This window comes from Nocardioides carbamazepini, from assembly GCF_024614185.1.
Classification (GTDB): Bacteria; Actinomycetota; Actinomycetes; order Propionibacteriales; family Nocardioidaceae; genus Nocardioides; species Nocardioides carbamazepini.
The window spans coordinates 47,424-60,561 of record NZ_JAHTLF010000023.1 but is presented as its reverse complement, the minus strand read 5'-3'; the positions used below and the strand labels follow the sequence as shown (position 1 = coordinate 60,561).

12 protein-coding genes are annotated in these 13,138 nt (G+C 72.6%); 4 read left to right on the top strand and 8 right to left on the bottom strand.

The window, feature by feature from the left end; translation table 11 throughout:
- Nucleotides 1–101 precede the first annotated feature (101 nt).
- The 4 genes from KVF89_RS24565 to KVF89_RS24550 are packed head-to-tail and all read left to right on the top strand — an operon-like array spanning nucleotide 102 to nucleotide 3,945.
- Nucleotides 102–1,325 (top strand): M24 family metallopeptidase, encoded by a 1,224-nt coding sequence (locus KVF89_RS24565; RefSeq protein ID WP_257429455.1) that lies wholly within the window; start codon nucleotides 102–104, stop codon nucleotides 1,323–1,325.
- Nucleotides 1,306–2,130 (top strand): ABC transporter ATP-binding protein, encoded by an 825-nt coding sequence (locus tag KVF89_RS24560; protein WP_257429454.1) that lies wholly within the window; start codon nucleotides 1,306–1,308, stop codon nucleotides 2,128–2,130. The genes KVF89_RS24565 and KVF89_RS24560 overlap by 20 nt, the downstream gene beginning before the upstream one ends.
- Entirely contained in the window at nucleotides 2,120–2,902 is a 783-nt protein-coding gene (locus KVF89_RS24555; protein WP_257429453.1) for an ABC transporter permease, read from the top strand. The genes KVF89_RS24560 and KVF89_RS24555 overlap by 11 nt, the downstream gene beginning before the upstream one ends.
- Before the next feature lie 44 nt (nucleotides 2,903–2,946).
- A complete protein-coding gene (locus KVF89_RS24550) occupies nucleotides 2,947–3,945 on the top strand; it encodes an ABC transporter substrate-binding protein (RefSeq protein ID WP_257429452.1) in 999 nt (332 codons plus the stop codon).
- 58 nt (nucleotides 3,946–4,003) lie between these two features.
- On the opposite strand, the gene KVF89_RS24545 is transcribed toward KVF89_RS24550, so the two are convergent.
- The 8 genes from KVF89_RS24545 to KVF89_RS24510 all read right to left on the bottom strand — a co-directional run bounded on the left by KVF89_RS24545 (nucleotide 4,004) and on the right by KVF89_RS24510 (nucleotide 13,101).
- Nucleotides 4,004–4,567 (bottom strand): MarR family winged helix-turn-helix transcriptional regulator, encoded by a 564-nt coding sequence (locus KVF89_RS24545; RefSeq protein WP_257429451.1) that lies wholly within the window; start codon nucleotides 4,565–4,567, stop codon nucleotides 4,004–4,006.
- Between the two features lie 264 nt (nucleotides 4,568–4,831).
- Nucleotides 4,832–5,962: an FAD-dependent monooxygenase gene (locus tag KVF89_RS24540; RefSeq protein ID WP_257429449.1), complete on the bottom strand. Its 1,131-nt coding sequence runs from the start codon at nucleotides 5,960–5,962 to the stop codon at nucleotides 4,832–4,834.
- Nucleotides 5,963–6,021: 59 nt separating this feature from the next.
- On the bottom strand, nucleotides 6,022–7,524 hold the full coding sequence (locus tag KVF89_RS24535; RefSeq protein WP_257429447.1) for an aldehyde dehydrogenase: 1,503 nt from the start codon (nucleotides 7,522–7,524) through the stop codon (nucleotides 6,022–6,024).
- Nucleotides 7,521–9,170 carry a thiamine pyrophosphate-binding protein gene (locus KVF89_RS24530; protein WP_257429446.1) on the bottom strand — a complete coding sequence of 550 codons (1,650 nt, stop codon included), beginning with the start codon at nucleotides 9,168–9,170 and terminating at the stop codon, nucleotides 7,521–7,523. Before KVF89_RS24530 ends, KVF89_RS24535 begins: the two co-directional genes overlap by 4 nt.
- A gap of 21 nt (nucleotides 9,171–9,191) precedes the next feature.
- Nucleotides 9,192–9,998, bottom strand: coding sequence for an SDR family oxidoreductase (locus KVF89_RS24525; RefSeq protein WP_257429444.1), 807 nt, complete (start codon nucleotides 9,996–9,998; stop codon nucleotides 9,192–9,194).
- Between the two features lie 5 nt (nucleotides 9,999–10,003).
- Nucleotides 10,004–11,356 carry an alpha/beta fold hydrolase gene (locus tag KVF89_RS24520; protein WP_257429441.1) on the bottom strand — a complete coding sequence of 451 codons (1,353 nt, stop codon included), beginning with the start codon at nucleotides 11,354–11,356 and terminating at the stop codon, nucleotides 10,004–10,006.
- Nucleotides 11,357–12,163: an aspartate dehydrogenase domain-containing protein gene (locus tag KVF89_RS24515; protein ID WP_257429440.1), complete on the bottom strand. Its 807-nt coding sequence runs from the start codon at nucleotides 12,161–12,163 to the stop codon at nucleotides 11,357–11,359.
- Nucleotides 12,160–13,101 (bottom strand): VOC family protein, encoded by a 942-nt coding sequence (locus KVF89_RS24510; protein WP_257429438.1) that lies wholly within the window; start codon nucleotides 13,099–13,101, stop codon nucleotides 12,160–12,162. The genes KVF89_RS24515 and KVF89_RS24510 overlap by 4 nt, the downstream gene beginning before the upstream one ends.
- Between the last annotated feature and the right edge of the window lie 37 nt (nucleotides 13,102–13,138).

Below are 13,138 nucleotides of genomic sequence, written 5' to 3'. Positions count from 1 at the left end.
ACGTTTCTCTTCCATCCAAAGTATCTTAGTGATAAGCTAATCATCACTAAGGCAAATCGACGGGCCGTCCGGAGACGGCGGCCGGGCGGAGGAGAGACGACGTGACAACCGCGCAGCCCGAGCGCAGCTACCGGTGGAGCCGCACCCACGCCTTCATGGACGAACGGGGCCTCGACGGCCTCCTGGTGTTCGGAAGCGACCGCAGCGACCGCTACGACGCAGGGCAGTACCTCGGGAACGACCGCCGCTACCAGCACCTCGTCGTGCCCCGGGACGGCGAGCCGGTGATGATCGGGTTCTCCGCCCAGGTCGCCGCGCAGAACATGCTCAGCAAGGAGCGGGAGCTCGACAGCTGGATCGACGACCTGCGCATCGGCCGGCACACCGCGCTGATGCCCCAGGTGGCCGAGGAGCTCGGGCTCGCTGGGCGCCGGCTCGGCGTGATCGGACTGGGCTGGGGCTCGCCGTTCGCCGCGGGCGGCTGGGTCCCGAAGCCGACCTGGGAGGCGATCTCCTCCCGCCTCGAAGGCACCGAGTTCGTCGACGTGACCGCGGACTTCGGCCTGCTCATGGCCTGCCGCAGCGAGCGCGACCTGAGCCGGCTCGCGCGCGCCGCCGCCGCCGGCGACCAGGCGGTGCGCGTCGTGCGCGAGCTGGCCAAGCCCGGCGTCTCCGAGCGCGAGCTGTATGCCGCGGCCTACGCGTCGATGCTGGCCGACGGCATGCGGGTGACCTGGATGCTGATGCAGTCGGGCCTCGACAACTACGCCTGGGGCGAGCCCTCCTGGCTCATCCGCGAGGAGCCCTCCCGCATCCTCGAGGACCAGGACATCGTCGGCTTCGAGATGTTCCCGACCTTCGCGGAGCTCAACACCCACATCAACGGCTCCGTGCTCGTCGGCGAGCCGCCGGCCGCGACCCTGCGGTGCGCGGAGATCGCGCGGACGGCGTACGAGGTGGGCCGGGACCTGCTCGCCCCCGGACGCTCGTTCCGGGAGGTGGCCGAGGCGATGGAGGAGCCGCTCGCGGAGGCCGGCGCGTGGCACATCACCCCGCACGTGGCCGCGCTCAACCCACTGCTGGCCGGCGGCGGGCTGGACGTCGGCATCGACCGCCAGGTCCCGGGGTTCGCCGAGCGCTTCCCCCACGTCGACACCGAGAACGCGCTCTTCGACTTCGAGATCCAGGAGGGCATGACCTTCTCCCTCCAGCCCGACGCCCGCCTCGGGCGCCACTGGGCGCTGGTCGGTGGCGTCGTGGTCGCGACCGGCAGCGGTTGCCGGGAGCTCAACGAGGTGAGTCCTCATGTCCAGCACGGAGGTTGAGGCGATGGCCCCACCGAGCGCGATGGCGCCGAGCTACATCGCCGCGCGCGACGTCACCAAGGTCTTCGACGTGCGCGGTCGCGACAAGGTGCACGCCGTCGACCCGATCGGCCTGACCGTCGACAAGGGCGAGTTCGTCGCGCTGCTCGGGCCCAGCGGATGCGGCAAGAGCACCCTGCTCTCGATGATCGCCGGCCTCACCCCGGCGACCAGCGGCGACGTCGTCGTCGACGGCCGAGCCGTCACGGCGCCCCTGACCGACCTGGGCTTCGTGTTCCAGAAGGACCTCCTCCTGCCGTGGCGCGACGTCCTGTCCAACGTGCTGGTCCAGTTCGAGATGAGGGGCCAGCGCACCGACCGGCATCGCGAGACCGCCCTCCGACTGCTCCACTCCGTCGGCCTGGAGGGCATGGAGCGACGGCTCCCGCACGAGCTCTCGGGCGGGATGCGGCAGCGGGTGGCGATCTGCCGGGCGCTGGTGCACGACCCTCCCCTGCTGCTCCTCGACGAGCCACTCGGCGCGCTGGACGCGCTGACCCGCGACCAGCTGCGCATCGACATCCAGCGGATCTGGTCGCGCGACCGCAAGACGGCCGTACTCGTCACCCACGACATCGAGGAGGCGGTCTTCCTCGCCCAGCGCGTGATCGTGATGACGCCGCGCCCGGGGCGGATCCACGCCGACATCCCGATCGAGCTGCCCTTCCCCCGGCGACTGGAGGTCAAGGAGACACCGGAGTTCCTGGGCTACGTCCGGACCATCCGCCAGCAGTTCGAGGCGCTGGGGGTCATCCATGAGGACTGACGTGATCCGCCGCGCCCTCGGCAACGCCCTGTGGCCGTTCATCTCCTTCGGCGCGATCCTGCTCGCGTGGGAGCTCGTCGCCCAGCTCGGGGGCGTGCCCGACTACATGCTCCCGTCGGTCAGCCAGGTGGTCGAGCGCGGCTGGGAGACCCGTGACCTGCTGATCACGCACGGCCGGTGGACGATCCTGGAGATCGTCGGCGGCTTCGCGCTGAGCGCGCTGATCGCGATCCCCCTCGGGATGGTCATCGTGACCTCTCGTCTGCTCGAGCGGCTGCTGTACCCGCCGATCGTCGCCCTCAACAGCGTGCCCAAGGTGGGCCTCGCCCCGCTGTTCGTCGTCTGGTTCGGCTTCGGCATGGCACCGACGATCGCGATGACCGCGCTGGTGACGTTCTTCCCGCTGCTGGTCAACACGGTGATGGGACTGCGCAGCGTCGACGCCGAGATGATCCACCTCGCGCGGGTCATGGCGGCGACCCGCCTGCGGCTGTTCTTGAAGGTCCGGCTCCCGCATGCGCTGCCGAGCATCTTCGCCGGTCTCAAGGTCGCGACCAGTCTTGCCGTCATCGGCGCGCTCGTGAGCGAGTTCATCGCGTCCGACCGCGGCTGGGGCTACGTGCTGGTCTCCGCGGGCGGCCAGCTCGACACGGCGCTGATCTTCGCCGTGATGATCCTGCTCTCCGCCGTCGCGACCGCCTTCTTCTACCTCGTCGCCGCCGTCGAGCGGCTCGTCGTCCCCTGGCACTCCTCCCAGCGGCAACCCCACTGACGACTCGTACCCCGGGCACGTCTCACACGAAAGGCACGACACTCATGACACGTACGATCGCCACCGTCGCGGGCGCCGCCGTCCTCACCTGTGCGCTCAGCGCATGCGGTGGGGGCTCCGGCGACGGCGCGGACGCCTCGACCGACAAGGTGACCCTGCGCCTCGGCGCCATCTTGACCGCCAAGGAGGCCCCGTACTTCCTCGGCATCGAGCGCGGCTGCTTCGCCGACCAGGACATCGAGCTCGACCTCGCCGAGGGCAAGGGATCGAGCTCGACCGTCCAGACCGTCGCCAGCGGCGCGGACGAGTTCGGCCAGGCGGACCCGTCGACGATGATCGGGCTCGCCGCGAAGGGGGCGGAGGTCAAGGCCGTGATGTCGTACCTCGACATCAGCCCGCTGTCGGTGCTGGTCCCCCGCGACAGCGACATCACCGACCTCTCCGACCTCGAGGGGAAGAAGCTCGCCTTCACGGCGGGCGACTCGCCCAGCACGCTCTTCCCGGCCCTGGCCGAGGTCAACGACCTCGCCGAGGACCGGGTCGAGATGGTCAACATGAACATCCAGGTGAAGATGACCGCCATCCTCCAGCGCAAGGTGGACGCCATGCTCGGCCTCAGCTTCATGGCGGCCAACCTGTCCGAGAAGGGCCTGGAGTCCGAGCCCCTGCTGTACGCCGACCACGGGGTGAACCTGCCCGGCGACGTCATCATCACCAGCGACGCGCTGATCGAGAAGGACCCCGACCTCGTCGACCGGTTCGTCGCGGCCACGGCCTGCGCCAAGGAGGCCGCGATGGAGGACCCGGACGCGGCGGTCGCCGCCTTCACCAAGGCCAACTCCGCCTATCCGGCCAGCGGTGCCGAGAAGGAGTTCGCGCTGGTGAGCGAGCTGTTCACGGCACCGGCGGACGGCTCGCCGGTCGGCGCCATCTCCGAGGATCTCTTCCGCAGCGGCTACGACTTCCTCGTCGCCCACACGGACGTCCCCGAAGGCAAGGACGTGAGCACCTTCTTCACCAACGCGCACCTCCCGCAGGGCTGAGCCGGGTCGCCGAGGGCCCGACCCTCGGAGACCCGGCCAGCACGGCCGAGCCGGCCGGTCACTCAGGTGACCGGCCGGCTCGTCGCGTGTGGGCCTGCAGCGACCTGCCCAGCGAGCGCAACAGGTCGCACAGCACCTCGACGTCGTCGTCGCTGAGCTCGGCGAGCATCTCGCGCTCCGTGCTCACGTGGGCGTCGACGACCTTGTCGATGAGCTCGCGGCCGCGGTCGGTGAGCTCGGCATGCACGACCCGGCGGTCCTCCTCGGACCGGACCCGCCGGACCAGGCCGTCGGCCTCCGCCTTGTCCAGGCGCAGCGTGATGCCCCCCGTCGTGAGGAGGGAGGACTCCGCCAGCTGGCCGGCCGTCTTGCGATGGGGCGGCCCGGAGCGCCGGAGGTTGGCCAGGACGTCGAAGGACGCCAGCGTCAGGCCGTAGCGATCGTCGACGTCGCGCAGGATGGAGCGCTGCACCGTGTTGATCCGGCTGATCCGGCCGAAGACCCCGATCGGCGAGGACTCCAGGGAGGGCCGCTGGACCGCCCAGTCCGCGAGGATCGCGTCGACCTCGTCCGGCTCGACTGCGGCGGGACGCCCCCGACGCGGGCGGCTCTGGTCTGACATCGCGAGCGCTCCTTCACACGGCGACTCCGAGTCGCGCGAGATACTTTGGTTGCAAGTATCTTAGTACTAGTACGATCGCTGACGAAGGTGATGCCGATCTCGCCGGCCCGGGCCCGCCCCCGGTCGCCCCGGTCGCTCCCGGCCCACTGGTCCGCGGCCCGGGCGCGTCCGCCGGAGACGCCGAAGACCCGGACGGCGCAGCGCCATCCGGGTCCCGTGACACCGGTCTCCTGACCGGGAGGCCGCGACGCCTCGGCAGTGGGTTCAGGCCAGGTCGGTGGTCCAGGCGTCGTAGGCGTAGACCCAGTCGGCGTCCGCACTCGACTTCAGCCAGGTGTTGCCGCGTGAGCCGATCTGGATCCGGCTGGCGCGGGGCAGGCGCGCGGACTCGTAGGCCTTGAGCGCCTGCTCGACGTCGGGTCCGCCCAGCGTGAGCGTCCGGGTGAGCACGACCGCGTCCTCGATGGACATGGCCGCGCCCTGGGCCATGAACGGCATCATCGGGTGCGCCGCGTCGCCGAGCAGGGTGGCCCGGCCGAGGGACCACTGCGGCAGCGGGTCCCGGACGTAGAGCGCGGACTTCAGCACCGAGTCACACGCCGCCAGCAGCGCGCGTGCCTCCGGGTGGAACCGCTCGTACATCGCCCGCAGCTCGACCACGTCGCCCGGCGTCGTCCAGGACTCCTCGGTCCACGACTCCTGCGGGGTGGTCGCGAAGATGAACGTGTCCCGCCCGCGGTTGAGCGGGAAGGTGACGATCTGCGTCTCGGCGTCGGGTCCCCACCACTTCGTGAACGCGTCCAGGTTGGGGACGTCGAGCCGGTCGGACGGGACGACCGCGCGGAACGCGACGACCCCGGTGAACTCCGGGCTCTCCTTGCCGAAGAGCTCCGAGCGGACGCTGGAGTGGATGCCGTCCGCGCCGACCGCGACGTCGACCTCGGCCGTCACGCCGCCGTCGAAGCCGAGGCGCACCGGCTCACCGGGGGTCTGCTCGAGGGCGGTCAGCCGTTGCCCGAGGCGGATCACGTCGTCCGGAAGTGCGGTCTCGAGGGCCGCCAGGAGGTCGGCGCGGTGGATGGTCAGCTGGGGCGCGGCGTACTTCTGCTCGGCGGCGGCACCCATCTCCAACCGCGACGTCTCCTCCCCCGTGTCCCAGGTCCGGCTGATCCGGTACGACGGCCGCGCGGCCGAGTCCCGGATCGCCGCACCGACTCCTGCGCCCAGGCCGTCGAGGGCCCGGACCGCGTTGGGGGTCAGGTTGATGTCCGCGCCGACGCGGCCGAACTCGGGTGCCTGCTCGAAGACGGTCACCTCGACCCCCTGCGCGCGGAGGCCGATGGCGGCGGCCAGGCCGCCGATGCCGCCCCCGACGATGCCCACGTGCACGCTCATGTCTCTTCGCCTCTCTCAGTCAGCTCAGTCAGCCCGGTCTGCTCTGTCAGCCGGTCGGTTCAGTCGGCCCAGGCGATTGGCCCGGACGTCCCGAGGTAGATGCTCTTCTGCCGTTGGTAGGCGCGGATCGCGCCGAGCCCCTTCTCGCGGGAGGAGCCACTGTCCTTCACTCCGCCGAACGGCGTCGCGATCGACAGCTGCTTGTAGGTGTTGACCCAGACCGTGCCGGCGTCGATGGCCCGGGCGATCCGCCACGCCCGGGCGAAGTCGCGGGTCCAGATGCCGCACGCCAGCCCGTAGGTCGTGTCGTTGGCCGCCGCGACCAGCTCCTCCTCGTCGCGCCAGCGCAGGGCGACGAGCACCGGGCCGAAGATCTCGTCCCGCACGATCCGCGCGTCGGCCGGGAGGCCGTCGATCACGGTGGGCCGCAGATAGCTGCCGGCCCGCAGGTCCGGGTCGGAGGGCCGCACGCCGCCGGCCCGGAGGGTGCCCCCGGCGGCGAGCCCGTCGGCGATGAACCGCTCGACGGAGTCGCGGTGCGCGGGCGTGATGAGCGGACCGAGCTGGGTGCCGGCGGCCCGCGGGTGGCCGACCCGCAGCGCGTCGGCGCGCTCGGCCACGCGGGCCACCACCTCGTCGTACACGCTGTCGTGGACGAACAGGCGGGAGCCGGCGATGCAGGACTGGCCCTGGGAGCTGAAGATCCCGAACAGGATGCCGTTGACCGCGACGTCGAGGTCGGCGTCCGGGAGCACGATGGTCGGCGACTTCCCGCCGAGCTCGAGAGAGGTCGTCTTCAGCAGCCGGGCGGCCGTGGCGGCCAGCTCGCGGCCGGTGTCGGTGCCGCCCGTGAAGGAGAGGTGGCCGACGCCGGGGTGCTCGACCAGTGCCTGGCCGACGGTGCGGCCGGGGCCCGGCAGCACGCTGACCAGCCCCTCGGGCAGGCCGGCCTCGAGCAGCAGCGCGCCGAGCTCCAGGGCGAGCAGCGGCGTCCAGGCGGCGGGCTTGAGGATCACGGCGTTGCCGGCGGCGAGTGCCGGGGCGACCTTCTGGGCGTCCGAGGCGATCGGGCTGTTCCACGGGGTGATCGCCCCGACCACGCCGATCGGCTCGTGTACCGAGAACGCCAGGTGGTCACCGCGCGAGGGCGGGATCGCGCCCTCCTGGGTCTCCAGCAGGGCCGCGACGTAGCGGAACGTCCCGGCAGCGCTCGCGACCAGGGTCCGGGTCTCGGCGATCGGCTTGCCGTTGTCGCGGCTCTGCAGCACGGCCAGCTGCTCGCTGCGGGTCTCGATCAGGTCGGCGACGCGGGACAGGTGGCGGGCCCGCTGGTGCGGGAGCATCGCGCGCCAGGCCGCCGCCGAGCGCGCCGCCTCGCCACGGCGTACGGCGACCTCGACGTCGGCCGGCGTCGCGCCGGCCAGGGTCGCGACCGTGCTGCCGTCGGCGGGGTCGGTGGCGACGATGTCCTCGCCGGAGCCCGTCACCCATGCGCCGCCCACGAGGATCCGCCCCTTGGGGGCGAGGCGGGTCGCCGGGTCGGCGCTGAGCAGATCGGTCATGACGGGGCTCCGGGCACGTGGACGGGCGGGGTGAAGGGGCGGGGCATCGGCGGGTACGCCGCCAGGTCGACCTCGACGACGACCGGACCGCCGCGGGCGACGGCACTCCCGAGGGTCGCCGCAACGGCGCCGGGCTCGGCGATCCGCAGGTGCGGCAGGCCGAGCGAGCGGCACAGCGTCGCGTAGTCCGGGGTGAGCAGGTCGACGCCGGAGCGCGGACTGCCCAGCGACTCCTGCATGTTGCGCAGGACGCCGTAGCCGCCGTCGTTGAAGACGACGAGGACCAGCCAGGGCGCCTCCTGCGCCAGCGTGGTCAGCTCCCCGAGATGGACCGCCAGGCCGCCGTCGCCGACGATCCCGACCGTCGGCCGGTCCGGCCGGGCGAGAGCGGCGCCGATCGCCATGCCCAGGCCCTGGCCGATGCCGCCGCCGCGCGGGAAGACGTTGCTACGGGGGTCGTACATCTCGAGCAGCCGGTTGCCCCAGGAGCTCGACGCGATGGTGACATCGCGAGCGACGACCGCGTCGCGCGGCAGCACCTTGCGCAGCGCGTCCGCGAACGCGGCGTGCTCCCCCAGTCCCGCGCGCTGGGTCTCGCGGACCGTGGCCCGGGTGACCCGGACCCGCTCCGCCCAGGCCGCGCGCGGCTCCACCTCGGCGGCGACCAGGCCGTCGAGCACCGCATCCAGGAAGGTCGCGGCATCGCCGACGACGCCCAGCGTGGCGGGGTAGACCCGGCCGAGCGCGGCCGGGTCCAGGTCGACCTGCACGTGCGTGTCCGGTACGACGAGCGCGTAGTCGCCGGTCTCGTTGGACCGGAAGTGCGTGCCGATGCTCAGCAGCAGGTCGGCATCGCCCAGCAGCGCCCGTCCTGCCGGCGTCGTGGCGTAGTTGCCGACGCAGAGCTCGTGGTCCTCGGGGACGGCGCCCCGCCCGGAGTTGCTGGTGAACAGCGCGGCTCCGGTGAGCTCGACCAGCCGACGCAGCTGCTCCCCCGCCTCGGCGACACCCCCGCCGGCCCAGATCGCGGGGCGCTCGCTGGCCCGCAGGAGGCTGACCACCCGGGCGATCCGCACCGGGTCGGCGGCCGGCGCCGCCGCGGGCTCGGCCGGGGCGGGCAGCGCGCCGGGCACGGCGTACTGGAGGTCGATCGGCCACTCCACGCTGGCGGGTCCCCCGGGGCGGGCGAGGGCCCGCTCCACCGCCTCCTGCAGCACCGCGCCGGCGGAGGCGGCGTCCGGGACGGTGACCGCGTGCTTGGAGACCGCGGTCAGCATGCCGAGCTGGTCCTTGGTCTCGTGGATGAACCCGCGCCCCGAGCCGAGATGGGGCGTGTCCACCTGCCCGGTCACGTGCAGCACGGAGGTGCCGGCGCTGAGCGACTCCACGAGTGAGCCCGCCGCGTTGCCGGCGCCGGTCCCGGTGCTCGTGAGCGCGCAGCCCAGGCCACCGCGGGCCCGGCCATAGCCGTCGGCCGCGTTGACCGCGCTCGCCTCGTGGCGGACCGGCACGAACCTCAGGTCCCGGGCGACCGCCTCGACCAGGGGCAGGTTGTGGACGCTGACGATGCCGAAGACGGTGTCGACGTCATGGCGGCGCAGCAGGTCGACGAGCAGGTCGCCGCCGGTGCGGTCCGGGCTGGTCATGGTCTCTCCTCGTGTGGGTGGTCAGAACAGGCCGCGGGCGACGCCGCCGCAGACGTCGAGGGCCGCGCCGGTGACGTACGACGAGCGCGGCGAGAGCAGGAAGGCGATCGCCGAGGCGACCTCCTCCGCCCGGCCGAAGCGCCCGAGCGCGATGCCGCGGTCGGCGGCGATCTCCCGCTCCCAGGCGGCGTAGTCCCGGTCGTCGCCGGAGCCCTCGTAGCGGCGGCGCCACTGGCCGGTGTCGACGAGGCCCAGGCACACGGAGTTCACCCGCACGCCGCGGGCGGCGTACTCCATCGACATCGACTTGGTCAGGTTGAGCAGGCCGGCGCGCGCGGCGGAGGTGGTCACCAACCGCGGTTCGGGCTGCTTGGCCAGCACCGCGTTGACGTTGACGACCGCGGCGGCCGACGACCTGTCCAGCCAGGGCAGCGCGGCGTCGAGCACGTTGAGCACACTGCTGAACTTCAGGTCCAGCTCGTCCAGGAAGTCGGCGGTGCGCACCTCCGCCAGCCCGGCCATCCGGGACTGGCCGGCGTTGTTGACCACACCGTCGATGCCGCCGAAGACCTGACCGGCCTCGGCGACGAGGGCGGCGACGGCATCGGCATCGCGTACGTCGCACGCCCGGGCGAGCAGGCTGCCCGACAGCTCAGCGGACCCGAGCGACGCGGCCAATCCCGCCGCCGCGCTGTCGAGCGCGGCAGCCCGGCGACCGCAGGTGACGACACGCGCACCCTCGCCCAGGAGCAGCTCGACGGTGGCGAGTCCCACCCCCGAGCTGCCCCCGGTGACGAGGTAGGTGCGGCCGCGCAGCTCCAGGTCCACGTCGCTCAGTCCCGGGTCACGCCGTGCATCGCCGACGTCTCGGGGTAGGTCGGCACCTGCGGCTTCTGGGCGCCGATGATCACGCAGAACAGCGCGTCCTTGTCGCCGTTGTTCTTCAGGCTGCGCGGCACGCCGGCCGGGACCACGATCATGTCGCGGTAGCCGAGGGTCCGCTTGACCACCTGTCCGTCCCGGTGGATGCCGACCTCGACCTCGCCCTCGAGCACGAAGAATGCCTCCTCCGCGTCGTGGTGCGTGTGCTCGGGGCCCTCGGCGCCCGACGGCAGCAGCATGTTGGAGAAGGTGAAGCCCCGGGACGCGATGGTCCGGCGGTCGGTCTCGTGGTTGCCGGTCGCGCCGGAGCCGACGTAGCGGATCTGGGCGCGGCGGAACTGGTCTCCGGCCTTGGCCTGGAAGCCCAGGGTGTCCCAGTCCTCGTGCCGGCTGGCCTGGGTGAGGATGAGCGAGTCGGTGAACTCCGCCAGGTCGGCGTCGTCGTAGTGCAGGGTCATCGGATCTTCCCTTTCTTGGATGGGCACGGCATGGATGCGTGCGGTGGGCTCGAGGTCACCGGGCAGTGCGGCGGCCAGGAGGTCGGCTGCGCGGGTGAACCCGCGCAGCCACGCGTTCACCAGGGCGGGGCGCTCCTGGTTGGCGAGGTGACCGGCTCCCGGGATCAGCGCCAGGGCCGCTCCCGGGATCCGGTCCGCGATCTCTCGGGCCCGCTCGGGCCCGGTCACCCGGTCGGCGGCGCCGGCCAGGACGAGGGTGGGGGCGGTGATCCGGTGCAGGTCCGCGGACAGGTCGGCGGCCGCCATCACCTCGGCGGCGGACGCATAGCCCGCCGGGCGGACGGCGGCGGCCATCGTGGCGACGGCCTGTGCGACGAGCCCGGGATCGGCGTCGGGCGCGAGGAGCCTGGGGCCACGCCGTCGCGCGAACTCGTCGTTGCCGAGCCGGACCAGCTCGCCGGCCCGCTCGCGCATCTGCGCCGCGCGTGCCGGGTCGGCACCCGAGCCGAGGCTGGCGCCGAGGACGGTGAGGCTGCGGACCAGCGTGGGACGCGTGGCCGCGGTGCGCAGGGCGAGCACGCCACCCCACGAGACACCGACGAGGTGCACCGGCTCGTCGCCGAACTGGTCCTGGGCGAGCGCCGCGACCTGCTCGACGTACCCGTCGAGGTCGAGGGGCGCCGCCAGGTCGGACGACGCGGCATAGCCGGGTGCGTCCCACGCAACCATCCGCAGCTCGTCGGCGAGCGCGGAGAGCTGGGGCACGAAGGCGAGCGAGGACGACCCGATGCCGTGCAACAGGAGCGTCGGCGCACCCGTGCCGGCCCGGCGGAACGCGAGGACCACCTAGATCACTCCGCTCGGACGACCGACCAGGGCGGCCAGGGAGCGGAGCACGGCATGCGGGACGACGCCGCTGGTGCGCGGGTTGTCCGGCGACGGCAGGTTCTGGATCTCGAACGTGTAGCGGCCGGCGACGCCCTCGGCCACCACCCGGTGGCAGGTCAGCTCCGCGGCGGGGTCGGCGACCAGCCGCACGTCGACGAGGTCGAAGTCGCCGGCGACCCAGCCCAGCGTCGCGGCGACGTTGAGCGAGCGCGGGAACAGCCGGGTCGCCTCACGGGCATTGCCGCGGAACACCTCGACCGGCTCGGTCGCGACGCGCAGCAGGTCGGCGTCGTGGTCGTCCATCCACGGCTGCACCAGGGTGGTGGGGAGCTTGGTGGTGGTCACCTCGACCCGGGTGAGCGGTCCCTGGGCGGCGGCCGAGGAGAGGATGTCGAGGCCGCCGATCGCCCCCGCCGTCAGCAGGAACCGGCCGGGACCGGCGACACGGATCGCGGTCGCCAGGTCGGCGTCGGCGAGGGCGCCCACCGAGGTGATGAGCAGGTCGATCCCGCGCTCGAGGATGTCGACGGCACGTTGGGCGACGACCGCCTGCCCGGCGCACTCGACGACCACATCGGCCAGGTCGAGAGCCGCGTCCAGTCGCAGCTGCGGCACGCCGAGGTCGCCGACGGGCTGCCCGTCCACGACCGCGACGGGTACGACGCCCGGCAGGTCCCCCCGCAGGAGGCTCGCCACCACGCTGGCGCCGATCGCGCCACCACCGATGACGACGACCCGCACCGGCCCTTCCGCGGTCCGGCTCATGGCGCGGTCACCGGCACGGTCACCGGCGCGGGTGCGTCGAGGGCACCGCGGTCCTCCACGCCGGCCATGTGCGAGCGCACGTCCGTCGAGGGCGGCCCGGCGGTCCCCCAGAGGTCGGAGAGCTCCGGCACCCGGCGCCAGACGCGGCACAGCCACTGGTCCTCGACGATCTGCGCGACGTCGGAGGTGTACTCGCACACCAGTCCGGCGGGGTCGGCGAAGTAGGAGAAGGTGTTGTTGCCCGGACCGTGCCGACCCGGCCCCCACAGCGGCGTGATGCCGTGGTGCTTGAGCGAGCCGATGCCGCGCATGAAATGGTCCATCGAGGCCATCTCGTAGGCGACGTGGTTGACCGACGTCCACGCGGCCTGGTTGAAGGCGATGCTGTGGTGATCGGTGTTGCAGCGCAGGAACGCCATCTGGTGCTCCGACCAGTCGGAGACCCGCATGCCCAGGACCTGGGTGTAGAACGCGACCGCACGGTCGATGTCGACGGTGTTGAGCACCACGTGGGTCACGCCGATCGGGACCGGGATGTCCCTGCTCCGCGGCGTCACGGAGTGGACGTCGCAGCTGAGCTCGATCCGGCGGCCCTCGGGGTCGACGAGCACCAGGCCGTAGCCGGCGCCGGCGTCGTCGAGCGGCCCGGGCTCGCGCAGCAGCGGAACGCCCTGGGCCACGAGCCGGCGCGCCGCCGCGTCGACCTCGGCGGGCGTCCGGACGGCGAAGCTGATCCGCCCCAGCGCGTTGCGCTCGGAGCGGCTGAGCTGGAGCACGTGGTGCTGCGGGCCCGTGCCGCGCAGCCAGGCGTCGTCGGTGTCGCGCTCGACGACCGACAGCCCCCACACCTCGGAGTAGAAGTCGCTGCACGCGGCGACGTCCGGGACGCCGAGCTGGACCGACCGCAGCGAGTGCAGTCGTACGACGGGCTGTTCCATGTCCGCCTCCTTTTTCTCTCAGGACTTAATCTTTAAG